Raw genomic sequence first — 24222 nt, 5'->3', positions numbered from 1 at the left:
AAATAATTTCGATGAAAATGAAAAACCAAAGATTTCTTATGCTCCTTGCGAGCATTCTCGTGTTTGGCTCGATGGCATTCGCCCAAGGCCTTAAAGGAAAAGACAAGTCTAAAGACGAACACATCCTTACGTGGGCGTTGCCGGAAGAGTTGGTGATCGATAATGACAGTATTGTAGCTACTTATAATTCTCTTTTGACTCCATTTAATGGAATGACCATGGCCTGCGCTTCCTTCTTCGATGTGCAGGATCTGTTGCCTTATGTGGGCTATACGATCAATAGAATAGACTTCCACCCTACGGCAGATGATAAGAACTATGAGCAGGTGGCAGCCAGTAAATTCTACATCTGTATATGGGGCAATAAGGAACAGACAGAAGTTCTGTACGAGCAGGCTCTGCCCACGATCCACAAGGAGGATTTGAGCTATGGCTATGGAGTGGACGGCGAGGAAGACTATTACGATGAGCCGATGTACCTTGCCGAACTGGAAACGCCCTTTGTGATTCCTGCCGGGAAAGCTCTCTATATCGGCTGCCGCGTGGAGACGCAAGAGGGGCATGCCGTAGGTTTCGGACTGGATGACGGCCCAGCGAAGAAGGGCAAAGGCGATCTGGTCGGGAGCTATCTTCCCGGTACTGCTCCGATGCCTTTTGTCCCGCTTTCTGATATTCCGGCTCGTTCGATGGATGCCAATTTTTATATCTATTCTCGTATTTCATTGGGTTCGGGCACGCAGGACATCCTACAGCATAGGATGAAAGTGTATCCCAACCCTGCTACGACAGAGCTGCATGTGGAAGCCCTGTCCGCGTGGGTGGGCGAGCAGGCTGCGGTATATGATATGCGTGGTCGTCGGGTATCGGCTCGGACGGTGGATGGCGAGAAACTGTGCATCGACATTGCCTCACTGCCCATGGGCGTCTATGTGCTGCGCATCGGCAGCTACTCGGCCAAGTTCGAGAAGAGATAGCAGAAGGCAAACTGCATTATTAAGTGAGGGAGAAACAAAAAGGAAATTTTGTCTCTCCCTCTTTATTTTGTTGTCCTCATAGCCGGATTCAATGACAAAGAGGGTGTGCCGAAAGATTATTTCGACACACCCCCGATGATAGATCACCTATGACGATGCAATTAGCTTTTGGGGGATTTAATGGCACTGATCACGGCCGCTAAAAGGCCTATCGACCATAAAACGAAAAAAGATATTCCCCAATAAGAATCGAAATTGATTACCTTGAAAAGGTATAAGGCTATTCCCACAAGCAGATACAGGGAAAACCTTTTTCTGAGTTTACTTAGTTGCGATTTATCCATGATAATAAGCCCGCTAAAAAGATTTTTTGCAATTAAGTTGCTTTTCATCCTTTGATGATTACAAATGAAGTGTACAGGCAGAATCCACCCTGAAGAGCAGCGCGGGCTTCTTGTCTTTCCGGCCTTTTCTTTTACTGTTTGCGGAGGGCTGCGCGTAGGACGTCGAGGCTCTCCTTGCTATAGCCGCGACTCTCGGCTGCGGCATAATCCTCGGCCGCCGCTTTCTTGTCGCCTATGGCGGCGTTGATCTCGCCTCGCAGCACGAAGAGAGAGGCGGCAGGCGGTGTGGCGTATTCGAAGGCTTTGTTGATGTCGCGCAGGGCGTAGCCTTTCATTCCCTTGTTCAGGAAGAGGCGGGCGCGCCCTTCGTAGGCTGCGGCATTTTTCGGGAGTTTGTCTATCACGTAGTTGTAGAGCCGTTCGGCTTTGTCGTATTCGCCTTTCATCGTTGCCACCAGGGCGATGCCGAGACGGGCTTTGAGCGAGGAGTCATTGACGCGCAGGATTTCCTCCAGATCCGACTCGGCATCGCCGTACATTCCTTTGGCCAGGTAGAGCATGGCTCTGCCGTAGTGGAAGATCTCGTTGTCCGGCTCTGCCCTGAGCAGTTCGTTGTAGTCGAAGATAGCTTCGTCCGTCCGTCCCATTTCGGTCAGGAGCATGGCTCTGTTCGTGCGCAGGAGCTTGTCGTCGGGGAGTTTTTGCAGGGCTGCGCTGTAGGTGAGCAGAGCTTCTTCCAGCTTGCCCTGTCTCTGCTGGATGGCACCGAGGTTGTTCATCAGGGCATAGCCGGAGGGCAAGTCGGGATAGGCTTTGATGGCCTGACGGAGAGCTTGCTCGGCCAGCTCGAGGTTGCCCTGTCCGAGGGCTTCGAAAGAGCGGTCGATGAGCCGTGTGTAGTCTGCCGGCAGGCTGTCCTGTCGGGTGGTGGTTGGCTGTCCGAAGAGTGGCGGCAGAAGGGCCGAAAAGAGCAGGCAAAGGGCTGAAAGCCGAAGGATGCGCAGGAATCTATCCGTCATAATTTCTATATTTTTGTGCGTGACAGTGCGGATAGCATGCCGGCCAACAGCGTATCGGCCGGCCTTTCCGCCTCTATTAACGACATAAAAGTAACGAATCGTATGGGTCTGAAAATCTTTTTCCCACTGCAAAATCTTCCCGTTGATACAACTAAAGTGAATAAAATAGCAGAAGTCGTTTCGCCCGAAGCGATCAAGCAACTCAAAGAGATCAAGCCTTCGCAGTGGACGGAGCTGCTCACGCAGTGGGGCGGCAAGGCACTGACTTTCGGCATTAAGGTGGTTATTGCCATTGTGGCTTTCTATCTGGGCAAGCTGCTGCTGAACGTCCTGATCAAGTGGCTCGATCGGATCATGGTTCGACGTTCGTTCGAGCCGGCAGCGCGCACCTTCCTGCGCTCCTTTGCCAATATCGGGGGCTTTGTGCTGCTGATCGTCATCATTATCTCCACATTGGGTTTCCAACCGGTCTCGCTCGCAGCCTTGCTGGCTTCGGTGGGTGTGGCTGTCGGGATGGGTCTGAGCGGTCAGCTCCAGAATCTGGCCGGCGGTCTGATCGTACTGCTGACCAAACCGTTCAAAGTGGGCGACTACATCGTCTCCAACAATGTAGAGGGAGTGGTGGATGCCGTGACGCTTTTCCACACCACGGTGATGACGTTCGAGAACAAGTACATCTTCATCCCCAACGGTTTACTCAGCAGCAATGTGATCATCAACTACAGCCGCATGGCGGTGCGTCGGAACGAATGGATCATCGGGATCGAATACAACGAGGACTTCGATCGGGTGAAAGCACTGCTGCTGCGTCTGATCGACGAGGAACCGCGGATTATCAAAGATCCCCTCCCCACGGTCGTGGTGAAGGAATTGGCAGACAGTTCGGTGAAAGTGATGGCGCGTGCGTGGTGTGCCACGGACGACCTGTGGAATGTCTACTGGGATATGAACGAACGGATCTACCGCGAATTTAACCGAGACGGCATCCCATTCCCGTTCCCGCAGCTTACGATACACGACTCCGCACCCAAACACCCGGAGAAGCCCAAAGTGGCGGAAGCTCAATCGCCGGAGAACGTCTCCACCAATACCTCCCTGTAAGAATTGAAGATCTTGGATTTGGATACGAATCCGAGGTAGCATCCCTGCTCGTCAATGACGGGCAGGTTCCATGCTTTGGTGTCGTCGAAGATCCGCATGATGGTCTCCATGGACATCGTATTGACTATTTTGGCCGGAGGAGAAACCATGAAACGGCTGACCTTGAATCTCTCATACAGCTCCGGCCGGAACATGATATTGCGGATATTGTCCAGCAGTACCAGCCCCATCAGCAGGTTGTTCTCGTCGAGGACGGGGAAGACATTGCGATGGCTGATACCGAAGACGTGTACCACATCCCCCAGCGTCATATCGGGTCTCACCGGTTCGAAGTCCTTTTCTATCACCGCATCCAGCGTCATAAGCGTCAGCACGGCCTTGTCTTTCTGATGCGTCAGCAACTCCCCTTTCTGTGCCAAACGGAGCGAATAGATACTGTGTGGCATGAAGAGGCGGATGGTGGCGTACGAACTCGTGCTCACGAGCATAAGCGGAAGGAAAAGATTGTATCCGCCGGTCAGCTCGGCAATCAGGAAGATGCCTGTCAGCGGCGCGTGCATGACGGCTGCCATCACTCCGGCCATGCCGAGGAGAGCGAAGTTTTTCTGTGGCAGATAGACGTCGATGAAGGGGAAGAAGTTCAGCGCATAGGCGAAGATGAATCCGCTCAGTGCTCCCATGAACAGACTGGGCGCGAAGAGTCCGCCGCAGCCTCCGCCCGAATTGGTGGCCACAGAGGCGAACACCTTCGTGATGATGATGAATCCGAGGAAGACGAACAGTACCCAATAGGAATTGGAGTATGGCTCGAACAGGCTGCCATCCATCAGAGAGCTGTACTGGCCGCCGAGCAGGGCGTTGATCGTATCGTAGCCCTCACCGTATAGCGGAGGGAAAAGGAAGATCAGACCGCAGAGGATAAAGGCCGATATGAGGTAGCGTTGGCGATAGTGCGGGAAGCCCTTGAGTTTGCTCTCGAAGACGAACATGATCTTGGAGAAGTAGAAGGATACCAGTCCGCAGAATACACCCAGTAGCAGAGCATAGGGGATGCGATCCATCGAAAAAGGATCGTTGAGCGTAAAGCTGAACATGGCTCCCTGCCCCGTGATAATATAGGATACGGCGGCGGCACTGACCGAGCTGATCAGCAGCGGCAGCACGGACGACATGGTCAGATCCAGCAGGAGCACTTCGATGACGAATACCAACCCCGTGATCGGAGCCTTGAAGATCCCCGAAATGGCACCTGCGGCACCACACCCCACGAGGAGCATCAGCGTCTTCTGCTCCATGCGGAAGAGCCGGCCGAGGTTGGAGCCGATGGCAGCCCCCGTCAGCACGATAGGCGATTCGGCTCCGACCGATCCGCCGAAGCCGATCGTAATGGAACTGGCTGCGAGCGAGCTCCACATATTGTGCGGCTTGATGCGGCTCTTGCGCTGGGAGATCGCAAAGAGAATCTTCGTCACCCCGTGGCCGATGTCGTCCCGAACCACGTAGCGCACGAACAGCCACGTGATCAGAATACCCACGACGGGGAAAATGAGATAGAGATAGCTCGTCTCGCGAATGCGATCGAATGCGAAGTGCTGGATGATGTGTATCGTATTCTTGAGCAGAACGGCGGCAAAAGCCGAGAGGATACCGATGATGAGGCTCAAGATGATGAGAAAAAGCCTCTCGTTGATGTGTCTTTCGCGCCAAAGGAGGAAGCGCAAGAACCACCCGTAGCGACTCATTTCCTTTTCCTTCATTTTCCCAATCCTTTAATAATCGTTTGGCAGGTATATAGCAGTACTTCGAGATCCAGCCTCAGGCTCATATTCTCGTAGTACAGAAAATCGTATTGCAGGCGTTCCAGCATCTCGTCGAGGGTGGAAGCATAGCCGTAGCGTACCATGCCCCAAGAGGTGATGCCCGGACGGACATTGTGCAGCAGGTAGTAGTAGGGAGCACGCTCCACGAGCTGCCGGATGTAGAAAGCCCGTTCGGGGCGCGGCCCCACGAAGCTCATATCGCCCCGAAGCACATTCCAGAACTGAGGCAATTCGTCCATCCGGTATTTGCGCAAGATGCGCCCGATGGGCGTGACCCGCGAATCGCCATCGAAGCTGAGGCTCGGGCCGTCCTTCTCGGCATCGAGGTACATGGTGCGGAACTTATAGATCGTAAACGGCCGGCCGTGAAGTCCGATACGTTCCTGCCCGAAGAAGACGGGGCCTCTCGAAGAACGCTTGACCAGAACGGCGATCACGGCATAGACCGGAATCAGCAGAATCAGCATCAGAAGGGAGAACAGCCGGTCGGAAAACCACTTGATGCTCTTGGCGCATTCGCTCATATTGGTAGCCGTCATGTCCACCATCGGCTCTCCTTTCATCCCCTGTACATTCACTTTGGCTCCGGCGAAAAGCATGCTGCGCATCGGCACGCATACCGGCATGTGGAAGGGATAGAGCCGGTACAGGAGCAGGCTGATGAAGCTGGCATCGGGGCAGTCCACGGCGAGGATGATCTGATGGGGCTTGCTCTCCTGCACCGCTTCGGAGACAAGCGAGGCGAAGGACTTGAGCGACTGCTCGAATCCCTCTCTCGTCGTCGGAGGGGCGAAGTGGAGCCGCGTGGTGGCCATGTCGCTTACGGACTGTAGCCACGAAGCCGTCTCTTCGGCTATCGTACCGCTCCCGATGAGGAGCACCCGATGATAGCCCTTTGTCCGCTTCCGCTCTTTGATGCCCCGGGTCGTCACCCACAGACGGGGGAAATACACCCACGGCAACACGGTCGCCACCATCATAAAGAAGAGCCGCAGATAGAGAGCCGTGTCGTGCACGATGTCGTCCACCACGAGCAGCAGGAAGACGATGATGGATCCGACCAGTACCGACGACACGGTCGTCAGCAGCTCGGATATTCGGCTTTTGGCTACGGGTTTGTTGTAGTACCCCGAGAGGGCGAAGAGGGAGAGCCAGAAAAGCAGATAGAGGATCCCCACCCACAGGCTCTTGGCGTTGAAGAGGTATTCGGACAGGGTGGAGTATATGTGCCCTTGCCCTTCGGTGAGGTAACGCAGCGTATTGTAGCTCAGATAGGAAGCTACGATACCGAAGACATCTGCCAGCAGATAGCGCAGGCGGTGTAGCTGCACCCGTGTCATTGGCGGATCACCTCCACTTCTCCCCTTGTGCCGAGTCGAATGATCGAAGAGGCCTGACCGGCCGGCTCTTCGCGCCGGCACTCCACTATATAGTCCACACCGTCAAGGATGGCCGGAGCGATCTCGCCGAAAGTCCGTGCCGAGGGCAGGCCGCTGATATTGGCCGATGTGGACACGACGGGGACACGCATCAGCCTGCATAGCTCGGCAGAGAAGGCTTCGCGCGTCAGGCGAATGCCCAGCGATCCGTCCGAAGCGATGAGTGCCGGTGCCACGCCTTTGGCCTGAGGATAGATGATGGTCAGCGGTTTGGTCGTCAGCTCGATCAGATCCCAGGCCAATTCCGGCACTTCGTCCATAAGGCCTTGGAGCTTGGCTTCCGAATCGATGAGGACGAGCATGCTCTTGCTGTCCGCTCTTTCTTTGAGCCGGTAAATCCGCCGGACGGCCTCCTCGTTCGTGGCATCGCAGCCTATTCCCCAAATGGTATCTGTCGGGTAAAGGATGATGCCGCCTTTGCGCATGACTTCGGTGGCTTTCTTCGCTTCACTTCTCTGAATATCGTTGAGCATATCGATGGTATAATCTCTGTTTTTCCCGAGAGAGCCGAGTGCGCTCACTCCTTCACGGGCAAAAGTATGAATATCTGCCGTATCAATGCTTTTTGCCCTACATTTGTTATAATAATAAAATGAACGATGGCTCGGGAAACCGGCGAATCAATGGCGGTGATGGACAGGATCGAAAAATTGTACGCAGAGTGGCACTCCCTTCTGCCGATGAGAGAAGAAGACCGGAGACGGGTGGATCGCAAGTTCATGCTGGAGTTCAACTACAACTCCAACCACATGGAGGGCAATACCCTCACTTACGGCCAGACGGAACTGCTCCTGCTATTCGGGAAAGTGGCGGAAGAAGCCGATATGAAAGACTTGGAAGAGATGAAAGCCCACAATGTGGCCCTGAAGATGATACAGGCGGAAGCCTCCTCTTCCGAACGTCCGCTGACCGAAAGGTTCATTCGGGAGTTGCACCGTACGCTCTTGAGGGAGGATTATACGAGGCACGGAGCCGGGTGTCCCCTGCTGAATACGGTGGTGATCCACGCCGGAGAGTACAAAACGCGACCCAACTCGGTGAAAACCGTGACGGGCGAACGCTTCGAATATGCCTCCCCGGAGGAAACGCCGGCACTGATGGCGGAGCTCGTGGACTGGTATCGGAGCGCAGAAGAGGCCGGGGAGCTGTCGCCCATTCGTCTGGCTTCCGTATTTCATTATCGCTTCATCCGCATTCATCCGTTCGATGACGGCAACGGACGAATCGCCCGTCTGCTGGTCAATTATATTCTTGCCAAGCATGGCTATCCGATGATAGTGGTGCGCAGCAAGGATAAGAATGCCTACTTGTCTGCCCTGAATCGTGCCGATGTGGCAGTAGGAGGAGTGCCCTCCGTGGGTGCATCTGCCGAGATATGGCATATAGAGCCGTTCGTCGCCTATATGGAGCAGTGTATGGAAGAGGCTCTCGTCACGTGTATCCAAGCAGCCCGTGGGGAGAGCATCGAGGAAGCAGACGATTTTGACAAAGAGTTGGCCATACTCGAACGCAGGGCGAAGAAAAGACTCACGAATCCCACCCCCGTCTCGATGGAGGCCCGGATGGATGTGTACAACTGCTTCCATCGCGATTTTGCCAAACGACTGATAGCGGCATTGCAGCCCGTCAATCGGTTTTTTGCCGAGCAGGAGATCTCATATTTCATGCTCAAGAAGAAGGGAAATAGCGTGTGGGATGATGAGAAGGCCTTCAGCTTAGACGAATATCCCCAAGGACTAACCTCCCGTTTGCCCGAAGACAGGCTCGATATTCTGATGGATGCCGATGCCATCGCCTTTCAGATCCGTTTTTCCCGCATCCGTGTGCCGAGCAAGAGGAGCGACCTCGCTTTGGCGGTAGATGCAGGGGTGAAGTTCTCTTCGATGCACTATACTTTCCAAGGCAAGGACTATCCATACGGTTCTTTCCCGACAGAGAGCGAATTGGGAGCGCATCTGTCTGCCATCAAGCAGGATATTTTGGGTCGTATCCGAGATGTTGTAGAAGGGTAAGAGCTTAGAACCGGCTTCGGAGGTCTCGGAAGTCTCGGATTTCAATTATTCCGATCGGATTTTCTCGAACCGCAATTGCTGCGATTGTGGCGCGTGTTTTCGGGAAAAGCGGCGCGGGATTTTTTTCGCTGTGGCACGGGAAGTAAAAAATTCTCGAACCACAGCGAAAAAAATCTCGCGCCACATTTTTCGGAGCATCGAAATAGAAAATTACGGTGCGTAAACGGCCTTGGCTCGCACACAAGCGGAAGGCTGTGATTATGCTCTTATCTTGTGCAAAACACAATATTAACCGCTCCAAAATCTAACTTGGAAAGTCCAAGTGATGATGAGTAGAGCATCAAGAGTCTTAATAGCCTTACGGACTGTGTATGTATAGTGAGCTTTTCGGGTCCTGATGACCGCACCTTCAATTTCAGTCTTAATAGCCTTACGGACTGTGTATGTATAGTGAGAACAGTACCTGAGGTAAACTTTCTTGATAAAAGATGTCTTAATAGCCTTACGGACTGTGTATGTATAGTGAGTTTAATTATTATGGAAGATGGTTTATACCTCTACTCTGTCTTAATAGCCTTACGGACTGTGTATGTATAGTGAGTTGATAAGTACATTGCCGAGAGAGGGATCAAAATCAGTCTTAATAGCCTTACGGACTGTGTATGTATAGTGAGTGCGATAAGCAGAAAGCATGAGGAAGGATACACTATTGTCTTAATAGCCTTACGGACTGTGTATGTATAGTGAGGAATTTTCAGAAAAAAAGAACAGTATACCTGCAAACTGTCTTAATAGCCTTACGGACTGTGTATGTATAGTGAGAACTTGAGTGACTGCAAGTTACGAATAATCCCAAACGTAACGCACTGGCAGAGAACGATTCTATTTTTTTCGAAAATGCAAGTTGAGAAATGCAGCTATAACATCATTTTTGCCATTGAGATGCTTATATCTCATTGATATACAATCAGATTAGCTGATTTTCTATTTTCGAAAATCAGAAAGAGGGAGCCTTCGTTTTTGGCATTTTCGAAAATAGAGAAAGACACCATTTGATAATCAAACACTTACAAATAGCGAAACGCCCCTGTTTTTCGAAAATAAAAGCCCCAATTCTCCTTTTCTCCTATTTTCGAAAAACGGGAGAAAAGAGTCGTTTTTGCAACCGGCTGATAATCAGTACGTCAAAGAGCGATGCGTGGTTCGAGTTTTTTCGAAAAACTAAACCACTATACTTTTCCTTTTCCTCCGGCTCTTGGGTGGGGTCGGATGTCCGCTCATCCAAGCTGCAGCATAACAATGCTGACAGAGAGGAAGAAAAAACACCTTGTCTCTCTTAGCTGTCTGCGAGGTAACAGCCTCTACCAACTTGTCCATGGTCAGCTCTCGCAGGCTACAGATGAATACCGATTTATTGATGCGTATACCACATTGCTCCAATATCCGAGCGCCCCGGCATCTTCGTCTGTTGGAGGATATGTCGTATGCAACCAATAGTTTTTTGTCGTTCATAGCTCTTCCCGCTCTCGGTCTACCATTTAGGGGTATAGAATTTGATGCGCTTCACCTTGCCACAGCAAAAGGCTCTCACGTCTTTGGTTTGCAACTTCATAATATCGGAGAAAAGCTTTTCCCCGGATCGATAGTATTCGGTAGCAAACCAGCGTTCGTTTATCTTCGTTATGATGCGGCTGCGTGTGGACATATCCAACAGCCCTTTGTTATCCTGCCCCACATCTTCCCCCTTGGCCAGTAGGGCGAGGATGCTCCTATCGACGACGAAAGCCCGGTACTGCTCCATGAGGTCGAAGCACAGGGCCGGTCTATTGTCCTGTGTGCTGTGCAGGATACCGATATTCGGGTTGAGCTGCCAAAGGTCTATCGTCTTCATCACGTAGCTCCGGAGGATTGCGTAGCCATAGTTTAGCATCTGATTGACCAATCCCTCGGCTCCCTTGTGCTCTCTCCCCTCGAATTCATGTCCGGAGCGATGCACCAGCAGGGCAAATGCCCTCCAATAGACTTGTGCGCAGCGTGCTTCATGAAGCATGGCATGCTGTCGGAAGTCCGCGAGGGAGCTGCCCTCCGCCGCTATGGGTATATCTTCCAGCTGCTTTAGCTCGGCGATAGCGTTGGAGAGAGGCTCTTTCAGCTCTTTGTCGTGGCGATAATACTTGTGGTAGTAGCGCAGGAGTTTGCCCTGATTGCGAACCTTGTTCCGGATAAGAGCGAGGATGAACTCCTGCTTCTTCTCTTCGCTCAGGCGCATCTGGGCTTCCATCACGGAGGGCAAGATGGTATTCATGCCGTCGAGAGAGGCATAGGCTTGGCCCGTTGCATTGTAGAATATGACTCTGATATTCTTCTTCCTACAGTATTTGGTGACGTTACTGCTGAGAGAGACTCCGTCACTGATGATGCTGATCTGCTCTATCCGTGCGGCAGGTTGTTTGCAGATCGTCTTCCCATACTTCCTTACAAGCACGTGGTTGCGACTGATACCGATGAAAGCTCCGGACTCGGTAACCACCAAGTCGAATATCTCTTCCCTCTCTTGCAAATGTCTTTTGTGCTGCTCACGCAGGATCTCGCTCTCTTTCTTTATCGGGAAAGGGTCTGCACTTGGGAGCACTGTCTGCCGCATAGCCTCTCGAAGAGTCTGTTGGGCCGTTTCCGAAGAGAGAAAGCCCAGCCGTAGCAGATTGTCCTTGGCCTTTTTCCGAGCCTCGGAGGTCGGCAGTGATGCGATGTGAGCGGCATAGACAGCAGCGGCCGCTTTGTCAATGGCCTCTATGTCTACCTTTTCGAGCAGTTTGCGGTAGTACTGCTCCATGCCATGGATTGTCTTCGATAGGGCTGAGAAGTTTTCGGTGTCGCGATGGAGCGCGAGTGCGATCTTGCGTTTGAGCCCCTCCGTCTTGTCCCGGCTCATACACCTTGAACCATCTGCACGGAACGTAATACCGAGGAAACTGAAAGAGCTTTTTATGCTCGATACGACAAAGTCCCTGTTCAGCTTCAGCCCCTTGTGGTATTTCAAATGTTCGCTCAGGTCTTGGAGAGCCTTCAGCGGATCCGCTCTCTCCGGCAAGAAGAGTAGCAGGTCGTCGGCATAGCGGATAAATTCGGTTGTTATATGCCCGGCAATGTAGCGATCCGTGTCTTCCAAGTAGAGGTTGGAAAGCAGAGGGGCCAGAGGGCTTCCCTGTGGGATGCAGGAGGATGCAGGAGCATATTGCTGCTTTCGGTCTACGACTCCGGACTTCATCCAGAGGCTCAACATACGGGTCAGGAGGGGATCTTCGGTCGTTCTCAGGACTTTCTGCAATAGAGAGGGGACAGGGATGGAATCGAAGAAGTTGTCTATATCGCAGCGCACCACTGTATAGTTCTCATCCAGAGAATCCAGCAGATGCTGCACTTTACGAATGGCAGCCACAGCCCCCTTCCCCTTGCGATAGGCATAGCTCTGTGCAATGGATAAAGACTCGGTGATCGGATAGAGTATGCCGGCCTGGCTTCTCTGCAAGTGTAGATCCACTGCCGAAGGGATATGTAGCTGTCGGTAGGAGCCATCCCCCTTGGGTATGTTCACCGAGTGATAAGGCTGCGGTATATAGCTGCAAACACGTAGGGCTTCCAACAAATCTTGTCGCTCCGCTTCTGCCATGGGAAGGTCACGATCCGCAGCCAAAGAAGAGAGCCACTTGCGGTACAAGGCATCGTTGACCGGAGTGCTCTCGATCTGACCATTCCCCACAATTGTATGATTGCCTATATGCACCCAATGCGCCATCGAGAGCATGAGGGCTGCTACGGGATCGTAGGGAACACGGTAGAAGAGCTGACCCAATATGCCGGACATGTCGTACTGTCTGTTTTCCTTGATAGTCGCCTTGCGTGGCATACTTATCTGAGAGTAAACCAGCCCATCATGGTCAGGGAAAACATATCGCTCCACAGAAGTCTCTCCCCTGCTAAGGTATTGCGTATATAGCTCATACAGACGCCGTGAGAGTCTATTCATCAGACGCGAATAGGGTATTTCCGCGGACAGTATTTGATCTACCTTGATACTGGCCGGAGACAGAAAGCGCACAGCAAGGATTTCGCCCCAACGGATTGCTTGCCGAGAGAAGAAGTCTACCGTAAGTGCTGCATCCTCTACCCTCAGCCCGGACTCGTATTTCTCTGTCGTGGGATTGTACAGGCGATAGGAGTCGTACGTGAGATTATTTTCCCGAAAGAAGTTGTACGCCTGCCATTCCGGAAGGAAAGAGAGGAAGTCTCCGACCAGTAGAGGATCTCTCGTTACGACGGTAATGTACAGATCCATGGCTTCGCCTGCCTCCAGAGACTTCCGGGAGGGTTTGTCGGCTCGAATGATCAGGCGCGAGGTGTTGCCCGATCCCTTGCTTTCGTCCGCGTCTTCCTCTTGTGGCTTGAATATCAGCCCATAGAGGTAGGCGTACTGCTTACTATTTTTGAGGGCATTGCCCAATGCAAACCGAGGCATGAAATACCATTTGCGTTCGAAGGCAATAGCACGTTCGGCTCTGAAACGAACGCTAAAATGGTAGGCGGTGAAGTCCGACAAAAAGATCGGCAACGAATCTGTGGAGAGTGGCATACAAAACTCTTTGCTGAGGAAAAAACGACCCGATAGAGAGGTAACCGGCCGTAGTTCTGCTCTTAATGTTCTACAAATTGCCCGTAGCCGACATTGGTCTTGGCCCCGAGACCAAAAGTGCAGATAATAGCTTCGAAAAGCTTTGTCTTAAAGTCTACCGTTAGTTTCTCTCCATGAGCTTTCAGGATAAAGCGAAACTTATAGGTTACACCCGGATTGACTCTCAAGAAACGTACAGGATTAGGGTTTTGCAGAGGATTGGGATGGTGCGTGATATAGTCCTCTCCAAAGAGTTTGTTATCTACTCTTATAGGAATGGCATCGAGGAAAATGTCTCTGTCATAAATGGAAAGCCCTTCTCCCTCAAACACAGTCTTAATAATTTCTTCACGTGTAACTCCGTCGTTGAGCTCATAATCTGCAAGGAAGTCCCACTCTTCGATGGCAGAGCGTAGCATCCCTTTGATAGAAGAACCGGGGATAACGGGCAAACCCGATGTATAATCAAAGTACATCCCAAGGTTATAAACCTCCGGTGCGTCATCTTCCTTATCCTTCTCAACCTTCTTACCCTTCTCATCCGCAGGTTTGTTTATCTCGTGGTGATAGCCCACACCACACAACAACCCCGGATAGCAGGTCTTCAGCTCGAAGCCAGTTACATCCTCAATATCATTTTCTTCGTCGTAGGGAGGGAGAATAGCTCCCTTTATTAGTTTATCGTTCTTCCCTTTATTGAACGTGGAGAAGTTGGTTACAATGCCCTCGCTGTCGAGATTTATCGTATCGAAATACTCTCGATAGTACCAGTGTCCGAAATTCATTGCGCACCTCCTTCTTGTTGTTTTGTATTGCTTGTCTCGGCCTCTTCAGCAACAAAAGTCCGAAGTGCCAGCTTGAGAGCTACCGCATACTCAAGTATTTTGCGCTCCCACTCCTTGGCTTTGCCCTCTAACTCTTTTATAGTTTTCTCTGGCTTACTTTCATTATCCACCTCTTTTATAATTAGTTGTATAATGGCTGTGGGGTCTGTATCGTTGCTTATGACTTCCATATAGTATAGCGCTTTAAGCCATAGCTCTCGCTTATCCTTATTGTAGAATATGAGCGTAGGGAGAAGTCCCGACTGAATGATATTAGGGCCAAGAGCATTGATATATCCCTCGTGGACTTTCTCGAACTTCTTATCCTTGCCAACAATACCCACTCCCTCAATGGCCTGCATAGCCTTGGGTATCAAATCCTGTATAGTCTTCTTATTCATTTTGAGAGGAATCTTTAAGGTTAGTAATCTTGCAAAAACCATAACCGATAGAGCCATTGGCACCTATTTGGATGACTTTCTCTTGGATTATCTTGTCAAACTTCGCAAAGATCTCTTCATTATCGTAGGATACGAAGAAGACAAATCGGCTCTCGGCAGGTACGACCTCTTCGTACCATAGGTTCTCACTCTTCCCATTGTCCAATTTGTTGCGGGCTATGACCGGGAGTTGCTCGAGGGCCTCATTGGATAAATCCTTTTCAATCCCTTCAGGTAACAGATCTTCAATATTCGATGGAGCAGAAAGAAGTTTTGCTAACTCCTCTATAGACTCTTGCAGGGCTTTATTTGTTTTGAGGATGTAAGTGGCACCCTCTTGAGTTGTCTGAACAGGATAGGCTAATAGGTTGGCTTGGAAGAAGGTGAAGTTGCCAACGCTATGCTCTTTGGGATTCTCCTCATTACTATTATCACTCTCATTACCCTTGCTTTCGTCTTTTACATCCCTGCTCACATCAGATCCAAACACATGCTTGATGTCGGCAAAGCCTTGCTTCGAAAAGAATTGTCTCAAAGCCCCTTTGAGGCTGGAGGAGTAGATGCAGGGCATCCCTGTGGTTACGTCTCGTTGTACACATTTGTCCACTACTTCATAGGTGGCATCTCCCTTACCCACGTGCATATTGGTAAGGCATCGAATGATATAGGTAGCTGTTTCCATTTTTATATTCTGTTTGTTTTATTGTTTTGATGGATTGATTATTTGGGCATGATTGTAGCCGATGGTATGGAAGTTGGGAACTTTCTTGAGGTTGTCGCAAAATAGCTCCGCTTGTTCTTTAGTATCGAAGTAAAACACGGAGCCTCTGGCGTATAGTTCATGTTGGTGACTTAGAGCCGTTTCAACTTCTTCGATGTTCTGTTCCTCTCTTTTCTTCTTCTTGTTGTAGAACCTGCGTGTTCCTACGTGAGTGAGCAAACAGGCAAAGTCTTTCACCTCCGCGCTTGCAAATTTTACCCCCTCGAGGTGGTTAGGCTCAATCTTAGCATCGGATAGGAGTACTACAGTATAGTGCTTCTCATCGCTCGTAAGAGTAGAACTCTCAATGTTGAGTTTGAAGGTCTTGAACAGACTCTTGTAGTAGGCCTCTGCCGTAAACGTAGAACTCTCAATGTTGAGTTTGAAAGTCTCTTCACTTACCTCATTTACCTCCATGAGGAAAGGTTGCCGCTCTCCACCGAGGTAGACGATTCTCCCATTCAACTTTTCGTGTTCGATTTCTCCCTCTGTCTGTAAAATAGTGGCAAAGCAGAAGTCGTGCTCTCGCACAAGTGGTTGCTTGCACACCTTAGGCTTTTCGCTATCTACCTTTTTGAAGTTTTTGAAGCGATAGTATCTCTGACAGAAGAAAGCATCATCGTTCGTTGCTCCTTCATAATCTTTGCGTATCCCGATGCGCTCATCTTTTATAAAAAAGTCCTCTTCGTTAAGGAGTGTAGTGCCATTGGAAGATAGCCAACAAGACGCCAGTCCTTTCTTGGGGTCATAAGCCTCTTCTTTCTCCTTTTGAGACTCTCTACTCTCAAAGATGGGAGGGCATTCATCTTCACAGGAGAGGTGTAAGAGACTGTATGGGGCTTTTTCTTTCTTCTTTTGAAACCGTCTACCCACAGGTAGGAAGTACTCTTCCTTACCCTCATCGTTCTTCTTGTCTATGATAAAGACAGGAGAGAGTGACTGGATAATACCAAACTGCAACTTATCCTTGACGAATGGAGAGAAGCTCTGTTCGCCAATCAGTTTGGCAGCTTTATTTGTATCTTGGATTTTATTATCCTTGAAGACGTCCACTCCTGCTATCTGCAACAGTTGATAGCGCAAAAGCCCCAACAAGGCGGTTTGCTGTGGAAAGTGGGAGGAGTACACAAAGTAGTTGGCATTGTCATCGCCAAAGGTTTTCTTCTGCCCAAAGAAAAACTTGTCCAAAGGCGTAAGCTTAATAAGATAAAGATAGGTAGACATATTATTTCTCTTTTTTAGCCGTTACAAATTGACAGTAGCGCAAGATGCCGTGCAGCAGTTTCTTTTTGTCAGAGAGTTCACAGGGAGCATCTTTGGAGTGATGCATAGAGAGGATAAACCCCTTCAGGAGGTCGAAAAACACTTCGTTCTCCTTGTGAATCTCTTCGTCGAAAAAGTTGTCAAAGACTGCATTGATACGCTCTTGGTATAGGGTAACCTCGTCGGTGAAAATTGTCTCATACATATCTTCTATCCAATAGATAAGACTGTTGAGCATACTGTCATCTTCCTTAAAAGCTCGTATAAGCTCGGTTGCCTTTTTGTATAGGCCTGTTTCTTGTTTACACTTATCGGTACTATGCTTGCAGGGGAGCAAGAACTCTATCTTCTGCCCACTGTGCTTTTGTATGGATATAGCTACGGCATCTTTCTTCTTTTCCTTTTCCTTTTCCTCTTTCTCTTCCTTTGCTTTCCTCAACATGCTATCGGCTATGTGTATTGCCTCAGACATGGGACTCTTGTAGTAAAAGATACTTACGCCATAAGACATCGAAAGCTTTGTGTCTGGCTTCTTGGCAATGTCGGGGAAGTCGGCGTTTAGCTTCTCTTGGAAACCTCGAAAAGAGGTATCTATTTTCTCGATAAGGTTGAATACATCCTTTTCGGTATCACCCTCCAATACAGGAGTAAAGAGAAAGAGATCATCGCCTCCGATATAGACAGGTCTAGCCTTTGTTTTCCGTATTAACTCATCGGCTACCTCAACAGAGAACTCGAAGAACGATTTTGTAAATCTCGTTAGCTCGTTTTCCTTTTCTCCGTTTTCTTTTATTTCCTTTTCCTCGTCTACTTTGAGTTTTTTGATGTATTTTCCAAAACCATCTCCGTCTGCCTTTATGACTGCCAAATACTTGTAGCAGTTGCGAAACCCTTCCTTTGAGGATTTTAATTCGCTGTACTCTACCTCTCCGTTTTCATCTTTGGGAGGATTTTGTTCCCATCCCGATACGGCTATCTCTGAAGTGCTTGGGAAAGCCCTCTCTTGGGAATAGGCCTTTAAGAAAGGATTATTGGGAGCCTCGATAAAGAGTTCCATATAATCCTCATCGGTGTGCGAGGAGGCTTTATTGAACAACTCCTGTGTATCTAAGTATTTATTGAGTTGCTCCAAGATGTTACAATCGGAGTTAAGCTCCACCGTTATGCAGGAGATAGAGAGGTAATCCTCTAAGTACTCACTAATATACTCCTCGCCCTTCAAAGCAGCATTGCTATACCGACTTTTTATTTCTTCAAGCTCTCTCTTCCGCTTTTGGTCACTTCCCGTATCTATCTTTCGGGCAATATCATCTTTTTCATCCTGAAAAGCATTCTTGAATTTTTCAGCAAGTTCGCCGAAGATTTCCCTTTTTATTCTTTTGAGTTCCTTCTCTTCAAGCTCTCCCTTTGCAAAAAGTCTATCGGGGAATAAGCCCACCTTTCTAGAGGTTTCTTCTGAAACATCTTTGCCAGCTCGATGTGGAGAGAGAAGCTCAAAGTTTTCCTCGGGAAGTTTTTCGAGCAATTCCCGCATTATCCAAGAGAAGAGGTAGCTCGCTGTCCAAAAGGACTTCACGCTTCGAGCTTTAGCCAAGGTCTTACCTATTGGTCCTATGGTTATTGCTGTATATTTCTCATTACTCATGACAATTCTTATTTAGTTGCTCGTAAATGTCATCCAAAGTCCCATAAATCTCTCTTGCATCCGTTAATGAATCATATTCAGCTACTTGGGATTCGAAATTTAACTCTGAGAATATTTCATTAAAAACATTGTATAGATCAATATCTTCTTGAATCTTTAAACCCAAGATAGCTCCTTTATGCCTTGATGATTTTACTACAATCTTGCCTCCTTTTAATTGATGTATTCCACTTTTTTCGGGAAAGAGATCGAAAAAAACGATGTAATCATATTTGCTGTAACATATCGGCTTGAATTGTAAGGGAGATTTAATTCGATCGAATTTCTTCCCATTTTTATTTCTACATTCCTTGGTAATAGTTGTCTTCTGACTCTGCCACCGTTCAACTGGAGATAAGCCCAATAAGTCTCTAAAAGCGAAAAGCTGTTCGTTTTGCATCTTTTCCTTTAAGTCTTGATCTTGATTAAAGAGTACACCTTTAATGCTTCTCTTATCCCATTCAAAATTATGCTTTGTGGCATAGAAATGCATTCCTGATTTAGCGTAAAAAATTTCATTCTTACCTCTGTATTCATTAAAACCACTTCTTAGGCTTTTATAGAAATAGTTGATCTTCCTAAGTGCTTCTTGTGGTGTTTTCGCAGGTATGTAAAAAGAATATCCATAACACGCACAGCCTGTATCAAAATAATCCTCCACTTCTTTTCCATCCCTCTGGGAGATGATAAAAGAGCCAAAGCCTTTGGATTGTCTTGCACCAAAGTTATGGAGCATAAAAAAGTCGGAGATGAGATTGTTCACCTCTTCTCTTAGTCCAGCGTCCTGAAAGTGTATTATCCCCTTAACTGGAGTATTGACCAATGTTGCTAATTGTACCTTCTGCCAGTTTTCTTCAAATATTCTTTTTTTATTTTTTATTTGGTCTGGAGTGTCACCATGCTTTATATTAGGTTCTGATTTAGCCTTGTCTTCATTGGCAAAGTAAGAAGTCAAGGGTAGTATTTCAACCTCTTGCACTCCCAGCTTCTCTTGTACAAGGCTTTTTAATTTACCTGTCCCTTTCGGGTTACTACTCATTGGCAAGAAATACTGCACTTTCGCATCAGGGCTTAGCTTAAAGGAGAGTTTGTAGTTCAATGCTCCTTCTTGTCCGGGAATGAGACAAAGTTCCAATTTAGCATCCTTATTCCCTTTCTTCTTCTCTTCCTCGTACACCCTACGAGCCTCTGCATCTTTATTTTGAAAGTATTCTATCCCCCTTTCGATAAAGTTTTTTTCTGTTATCGAATCACTCCTCTTTATAAACCTCTTGCCTATCTGTGTCAAGATAAACTTGTCGAGCTTCGGCTTGGCTTCGGAGGCGCGCAGCGTTGCTCCTGCATCCCTGGCCTGGAAGTGGATGATAGGCGTATGCTGTTCTAATTCAAATTCTAACTTGTACATCGTGGTCTATGCTTCTTGTTTTTGTTTGATATTGTTCTTACAATAGACTTCTATGATTTCTTTGTTTGTCGCAAGCAATGATTTGGCAAAGGAGTTGTTTAGCTCTTTTGCTTTTTCTCGCTCTTGTTCGACCAATCTTTGGTGCTCTAACTCCTCCTTTCTGATTTTGAATTTGTAGTACCATACGATGGCTACGACACTAATTGTAGTAATGGCCACAACGACCAAAGAGAGTAAAATTAAAGTTTCTATTTCCATGCTATTTTCTGTATTTGAAATAATGTCTTATTGGGAAGTAGAGGCAGATGGCAAATACTATAAGCGTAATAATATCGCCACCCAATAGCCCCCATGTCGAGGGACAAGGGTCCCCGATATTGAAGAAGCGAGTGATGCATCCTTTTTCAACAAAAGTGTTGATGCCTAAAAAGCCAACAAGCAGCGTGATAGGTAGGTAGAGGTTGGCAGTTTTGTTGAGTACGCCTTGTTCCTCAAGGGTTGTGTAGTTAAAGAGTTCGCCCATCTCTTCGTCGAGGGCTTTGGCATCTTTTCGTATGTTCATATTGTTTTGAAGCATATCGTACATTTCTATGCCCTGTATTTGAGGGGTAACCTCTCGAAAGTAGGTCTCATTAAGAAAGCGGATATAGTTGCCGTACAGCTCTTTGACCTGCTTTTCGGTCTTTCTCTTTGTCTTCTTGTCCAATATCAGTTGTGTGATAGAGGCTATTTCATTGCTGAAGCGTAGTATGGTAGAGCGTTGCACAAGGCTCAATGTTGCCATTTGGTAATACATAGTTGTAATATGGTCTCCTATAAGATACCAATCTGAAATACCTACGAGAGAGTCTTTGGTTAGACCGAAGAGAGTGCCACTTCCCGACCATCTTGCATAGGTTGTTCTCTTTATATCCTCCTTTTGTACAGAAGCATTAGCCACACTTTTTCCTCTCCCATCTCCAAAAAGGTATCGAAACCAAAGGTTTCCAAAGTGTCCCTCTTCGTAGATGCCGCATTCTCTATTTTTGCCAAATATTTTCGGTTTGCTCTTCAGCTTTTGGGCATAATCGGGGCTATGGTAGTAGGTTATAAAGAACATCCTATCATCCATAACGGGGGAGATGCGGATGATGTCTTTCCGTTCGCTCTCTTGATGAAACACGAACTTTTGGCACCCATCGTCTTCTGTTCGATCCATCTTGTTGTAACCGAACACCTGACGTATATGGTCGGGAGGGAGAAAGATATTCGTATGACTAATATCCTCTTCGAATTGGCTGAAGTCATCGTCAAAATCCATCACACCTAAACCTCCATAAATACGGTCGGCAAGAAAAGAATCCTTGGACTTTAATCTGTTCCCTTTTTCCATAAACTGAGGGTAAATGCGTCTGCCCGAGTCATTGATGCGGAGGATGTCTTCAGATGAAGTGTACCTATCGTTGCGGAGAAAATAGGCTACCGTTCCCACACCCGTATCGAATACAGATACGGCTATCTTCTCAAGTTGTAGAGAGTAGGTTGTGGAGACTCCATTGATTTTCACAGAGATGTTGTAAGTGCCTTGGGTGTCGCTCAATTCATAGTAATAGACCGAAGGGTTTTCTTTCGTTCCGAAGAGGGCTCTCCGGGCGAAAGGATGAAAATAGGTGTATTCATTGTAGCGTTCTTCCGAGGCTCCTATCTCGAAGTATTGCCTTTTGAGAGGACTGACTGCCGAAAACAGTTTGTCAAACTTTTTTATATCTGTCCTCTCGTTATAGGAAGCATACCCTCTCTTTTCGATGTAATCCCACTGAAAAGGAAAAATAAAGATATGCCTACTGTAAGTTTCAGCTTCCATACACTTAATATTTTTTATGAGCAATCTATAAAATGATCGAATTACATCTGTGGTATAGACTTTGGAAATCTCTAACACATATATATTATTCTATCAAAACACAATGAACATCCCGAAGGGAAGAAGCTCTCTTTACCTCCATTTATGGGTAAATGAGGTAAAAAGATCGGTCTGATTCATTGTTTTTAGAGTTAAGGCCAAATTTAATACAAATAAGTGGACACACTTTTAATTCGATTGATAAAAATTCGTCCGTGTAAAGGTCGTTATGAAGCAGACTAATATGGGGCTATCCACTAAAAGGTATTATCTCCGGTAAAAGGAGAGCAAGTTAGGCCAAATGGCATAATTTTTTTTTGCAGACAAATCCGCCTCTCCGAAGTTCACAGACCGGAAATGCTGCGATTGTGGCGCGTATTTTCGGGAAAAGTGGCGTGAGATTTTTTTCGCTGTGGCGCGTAAATTTTTTACTTCCCGCGCCAAAACGAAAATGTTCTCGCGCCACGTTTTTCGGAGCATGGAAACAAGAAATTATGGCGCGTAAACTCGTCTTTCTCTCCCAATACGGTGCCGAACGAAATGTTGCACCTCCATGCGAAATGAACTTTTGGGAGCTTGATTCCGAGATAAATACCGCTCATCCCCCGACCAAGCTCCATAGACGCAAAAACCGAAAGTTGCTAACTTTGTTAAGTAATCACGGCCGACACCAGTGTCGGCCACCGGTACTAAGGGAACATTCCAATGCAATTTAATTATGATGTCATCGTGGTGGGTGCGGGCCATGCCGGCTGCGAAGCGGCTGCGGCTGCGGCCAAGCTCGGTTCGCAGGTATTGCTCATCACGCCGGACATGAACAAAATAGCCCAAATGAGCTGCAATCCGGCTGTCGGAGGAATAGCTAAGGGACAGATAGTCAGAGAGATAGACTCCTTGGGCGGACGGATGGGTATCGTCACGGATGCTACAGCCATCCAGTTTCGCATGCTCAATCGGAGCAAAGGCCCTGCCATGTGGAGTCCGCGCGCTCAGAGCGATCGCATGCGCTTCATGGAAGCATGGCGCGATATAGTGGAGCACGAGCCCAATCTGTACATGTGGCAGGACAGCGTACGCTGCCTCTCTATTCGTCAGGGTGCCGTCACGGGAGTAGTGACGGCTCTCGGGGTGGAGTTTCAGGCACGTACCGTGGTGCTGACTACAGGGACTTTCCTCGGAGGTGTCATGCACTTCGGGGAGCGTATGATCGAAGGAGGACGAATAGCCGAACCGGCTTTCCACGGCATCACGGAGCAGCTTCGTGATCTGGGCTTCAGGACCGACAGGATGAAGACGGGGACTCCGGCACGAATCGACGGCCGGAGCATCGACTTCAGTCTGACCACGGAGCAGTCGGGAGAGGAGGATCACCACCGTTTCTCCTATATGGATACGCCCCGAAGGGTACTACGCCAAAGGAGTTGCTACGCGCTCTACACCAATCCCGAATGCCACGAGATACTGAGCAAAGGACTGGACCGCTCACCCCTGTACAACGGGCAGATCCAAAGCATCGGCCCTCGATACTGCCCCAGCATAGAGACCAAGATCGTCACCTTCGCCGACAAGGAGATGCACCAGCTGTTTCTCGAGCCGGAAGGAGAGACGAGTAACGAGTTTTACCTCAATGGCTTCTCCTCGTCTTTGCCTTTGGAGATTCAGCTCGAAGCCCTGAAAGCCATCCCGGCTCTTCGCCATGTGCATATCTATCGTCCGGGTTATGCCATCGAATACGATTTCTTTGATCCCACACAATTAAGACATACGCTTGAGACCAAGCCGGTGAAAGGGCTGTTCTTCGCCGGTCAGATCAATGGCACGACCGGCTATGAGGAGGCTGCCGGACAGGGACTGATAGCCGGTATCAATGCTCACCTGCAATGCCATGGCGCAGGCGAGTTCACACTCGGACGCGACGAGGCTTACATAGGGGTGCTGATCGATGATTTGGTGAGCAAAGGCGTGGACGAGCCCTACCGCATGTTTACATCTCGAGCCGAATATCGCATCTTGCTACGTCAGGACGATGCCGACATGAGGCTCACGCCGAAGGCGGAAGCGATCGGACTGGCAGACAGCAGACGCAGCGAATTGCTCCGAGAAAAGCAAGCATTTCGCGATAAGCTGATCGACTTTACGCACAAGTTTTCCCTCAAACCGGATCTGATCAACCCGCATCTGGAGTCGGCCGGCCACCTTCCTCTCAAGCAAGGCATCAAACTGTACGACCTGCTACTCCGTCCTCAAATAGGGATGAATGAAGTCTGTTCGATGGTACCCTCTCTCCAAAGAATCGTTGAAGAGATTCCAGCATCCAGACGTGAGGAAATCGTGGAAGCTGCGGAGATCCTGATCAAATACGACGGCTATATCAAACGAGAAAGGGCCTTGGCGGACAAGATCAACAGGCTCGAGAGTATCCGACTTCCACAGCATGTAGATTATATGCAGATGCAGTCCCTCTCCACCGAAGCACGCCAAAAGCTGACGAGCATCCGGCCGGAAACCATAGCGCAAGCATCGCGAATACCGGGAGTCTCTCCCCACGACGTAAGCATCCTTCTCGTTCTCTGTGGCAGATAACGT

22 protein-coding genes and 1 CRISPR repeat array are annotated in these 24222 nt (G+C 48.7%); of the genes, 6 read left to right on the top strand and 16 right to left on the bottom strand.

Going from position 1 to position 24222, the window contains the following annotated elements:
• Nucleotides 1–17: 17 nt before the first annotated feature.
• On the top strand, nt 18–974 hold the full coding sequence (locus HQ50_RS02480) for a T9SS type A sorting domain-containing protein (RefSeq protein ID WP_235317918.1): 957 nt from the start codon (nt 18–20) through the stop codon (nt 972–974).
• Nucleotides 975–1449: 475 nt separating this feature from the next.
• Here the strand turns inward: HQ50_RS02480 and HQ50_RS02470 are convergent, their stop codons facing one another.
• Complete coding sequence (locus tag HQ50_RS02470; RefSeq protein ID WP_018964682.1) at nt 1450–2337, bottom strand: tetratricopeptide repeat protein; 888 nt, start codon at nt 2335–2337, stop codon at nt 1450–1452.
• 15 nt (nt 2338–2352) lie between these two features.
• On the opposite strand from HQ50_RS02470, the gene HQ50_RS02465 reads away from it, so the two are divergent.
• The gene (locus tag HQ50_RS02465; protein ID WP_235317917.1) at nt 2353–3438 is read left to right on the top strand and encodes a mechanosensitive ion channel family protein; all 1086 of its coding nucleotides are present in this window, start codon (nt 2353–2355) and stop codon (nt 3436–3438) included.
• On the opposite strand, the gene HQ50_RS02460 is transcribed toward HQ50_RS02465, so the two are convergent.
• Genes HQ50_RS02460 through HQ50_RS02450 form a run of 3 tightly spaced genes read right to left on the bottom strand, consistent with a single transcriptional unit; the run spans nt 3399 to nt 7170 of the window.
• Nucleotides 3399–5195, bottom strand: a complete 1797-nt coding sequence (locus HQ50_RS02460) for a chloride channel protein (RefSeq protein WP_081960030.1) — start codon at nt 5193–5195, stop codon at nt 3399–3401. The genes HQ50_RS02465 and HQ50_RS02460 overlap by 40 nt on opposite strands.
• Nucleotides 5192–6598, bottom strand: a complete 1407-nt coding sequence (locus HQ50_RS02455; protein WP_039428141.1) for a sugar transferase — start codon at nt 6596–6598, stop codon at nt 5192–5194. Before HQ50_RS02455 ends, HQ50_RS02460 begins: the two co-directional genes overlap by 4 nt.
• A complete protein-coding gene (locus HQ50_RS02450) occupies nt 6595–7170 on the bottom strand; it encodes an L-threonylcarbamoyladenylate synthase (protein ID WP_039428593.1) in 576 nt (191 codons plus the stop codon). The genes HQ50_RS02455 and HQ50_RS02450 overlap by 4 nt, the downstream gene beginning before the upstream one ends.
• A 126-nt stretch (nt 7171–7296) precedes the next feature.
• On the opposite strand from HQ50_RS02450, the gene HQ50_RS10335 reads away from it, so the two are divergent.
• A complete protein-coding gene (locus HQ50_RS10335) occupies nt 7297–8709 on the top strand; it encodes a Fic family protein (RefSeq protein ID WP_052074877.1) in 1413 nt (470 codons plus the stop codon).
• Nucleotides 8710–8754: 45 nt separating this feature from the next.
• Here the strand turns inward: HQ50_RS10335 and HQ50_RS12470 are convergent, their stop codons facing one another.
• Entirely contained in the window at nt 8755–8871 is a 117-nt protein-coding gene (locus tag HQ50_RS12470; RefSeq protein ID WP_152566866.1) for a DUF1661 domain-containing protein, read from the bottom strand.
• On the opposite strand from HQ50_RS12470, the gene HQ50_RS12465 reads away from it, so the two are divergent.
• The gene (locus tag HQ50_RS12465) at nt 8840–8932 is read left to right on the top strand and encodes a DUF1661 domain-containing protein (protein ID WP_160216964.1); all 93 of its coding nucleotides are present in this window, start codon (nt 8840–8842) and stop codon (nt 8930–8932) included. The two genes, HQ50_RS12470 and HQ50_RS12465, sit on opposite strands and share 32 nt — an antisense overlap.
• 123 nt (nt 8933–9055) lie before the next feature.
• Nucleotides 9056–9531: a CRISPR direct-repeat array (repeat unit 37 nt; unit sequence GTCTTAATAGCCTTACGGACTGTGTATGTATAGTGAG).
• Nucleotides 9532–9930: 399 nt separating this feature from the next.
• On the opposite strand, the gene cas2 is transcribed toward HQ50_RS12465, so the two are convergent.
• The 11 genes from cas2 to HQ50_RS10555 all read right to left on the bottom strand — a co-directional run bounded on the left by cas2 (nt 9931) and on the right by HQ50_RS10555 (nt 22080).
• A complete protein-coding gene (gene cas2, locus HQ50_RS10560; protein WP_081960029.1) occupies nt 9931–10221 on the bottom strand; it encodes a CRISPR-associated endonuclease Cas2 in 291 nt (96 codons plus the stop codon).
• Between the two features lie 19 nt (nt 10222–10240).
• Nucleotides 10241–13339 (bottom strand): CRISPR-associated endonuclease Cas1, encoded by a 3099-nt coding sequence (cas1, locus tag HQ50_RS02440; protein WP_039428138.1) that lies wholly within the window; start codon nt 13337–13339, stop codon nt 10241–10243.
• 62 nt (nt 13340–13401) lie between these two features.
• The gene (gene cmr6 / locus HQ50_RS02435) at nt 13402–14163 is read right to left on the bottom strand and encodes a type III-B CRISPR module RAMP protein Cmr6 (protein ID WP_039428135.1); all 762 of its coding nucleotides are present in this window, start codon (nt 14161–14163) and stop codon (nt 13402–13404) included.
• The gene (gene cmr5, locus HQ50_RS02430; protein ID WP_039428132.1) at nt 14160–14603 is read right to left on the bottom strand and encodes a type III-B CRISPR module-associated protein Cmr5; all 444 of its coding nucleotides are present in this window, start codon (nt 14601–14603) and stop codon (nt 14160–14162) included. Before cmr5 ends, cmr6 begins: the two co-directional genes overlap by 4 nt.
• The gene (gene cmr4 / locus HQ50_RS02425; RefSeq protein WP_039428129.1) at nt 14596–15324 is read right to left on the bottom strand and encodes a type III-B CRISPR module RAMP protein Cmr4; all 729 of its coding nucleotides are present in this window, start codon (nt 15322–15324) and stop codon (nt 14596–14598) included. Before cmr4 ends, cmr5 begins: the two co-directional genes overlap by 8 nt.
• Before the next feature lie 18 nt (nt 15325–15342).
• Nucleotides 15343–16626 carry a type III-B CRISPR module-associated protein Cmr3 gene (gene cmr3 / locus HQ50_RS02420; RefSeq protein WP_039428127.1) on the bottom strand — a complete coding sequence of 428 codons (1284 nt, stop codon included), beginning with the start codon at nt 16624–16626 and terminating at the stop codon, nt 15343–15345.
• 1 nt (nt 16627) lies between these two features.
• Nucleotides 16628–18310 (bottom strand): type III-B CRISPR-associated protein Cas10/Cmr2, encoded by a 1683-nt coding sequence (cas10, locus tag HQ50_RS02415; RefSeq protein ID WP_039428125.1) that lies wholly within the window; start codon nt 18308–18310, stop codon nt 16628–16630.
• Nucleotides 18303–19754: a hypothetical protein gene (locus HQ50_RS02410; RefSeq protein WP_039428123.1), complete on the bottom strand. Its 1452-nt coding sequence runs from the start codon at nt 19752–19754 to the stop codon at nt 18303–18305. The genes cas10 and HQ50_RS02410 overlap by 8 nt, the downstream gene beginning before the upstream one ends.
• A gap of 6 nt (nt 19755–19760) precedes the next feature.
• Nucleotides 19761–20012 (bottom strand): hypothetical protein, encoded by a 252-nt coding sequence (locus tag HQ50_RS02405; protein WP_039428121.1) that lies wholly within the window; start codon nt 20010–20012, stop codon nt 19761–19763.
• 1 nt (nt 20013) lies between these two features.
• Nucleotides 20014–21597 carry a hypothetical protein gene (locus tag HQ50_RS02400; RefSeq protein ID WP_039428118.1) on the bottom strand — a complete coding sequence of 528 codons (1584 nt, stop codon included), beginning with the start codon at nt 21595–21597 and terminating at the stop codon, nt 20014–20016.
• 306 nt (nt 21598–21903) lie between these two features.
• Nucleotides 21904–22080, bottom strand: a complete 177-nt coding sequence (locus tag HQ50_RS10555) for a DUF1661 domain-containing protein (protein WP_081960048.1) — start codon at nt 22078–22080, stop codon at nt 21904–21906.
• Here HQ50_RS10555 and HQ50_RS12005 point away from each other — a divergent pair.
• On the top strand, nt 22049–22141 hold the full coding sequence (locus HQ50_RS12005) for a DUF1661 domain-containing protein (RefSeq protein WP_230587196.1): 93 nt from the start codon (nt 22049–22051) through the stop codon (nt 22139–22141). The genes HQ50_RS10555 and HQ50_RS12005 overlap by 32 nt on opposite strands.
• A 200-nt stretch (nt 22142–22341) precedes the next feature.
• Nucleotides 22342–24219 (top strand): tRNA uridine-5-carboxymethylaminomethyl(34) synthesis enzyme MnmG, encoded by a 1878-nt coding sequence (gene mnmG, locus HQ50_RS02390; RefSeq protein ID WP_039428116.1) that lies wholly within the window; start codon nt 22342–22344, stop codon nt 24217–24219.
• Nucleotides 24220–24222: the final 3 nt, after the last annotated feature.

This window comes from Porphyromonas sp. COT-052 OH4946 (genome assembly GCF_000765965.1).
In the GTDB taxonomy this organism is placed as follows: domain Bacteria; phylum Bacteroidota; class Bacteroidia; order Bacteroidales; family Porphyromonadaceae; genus Porphyromonas; species Porphyromonas gulae.
Note: the sequence above shows the minus strand (reverse complement) of the source record. Positions and strands in the feature narration are given on the sequence as shown.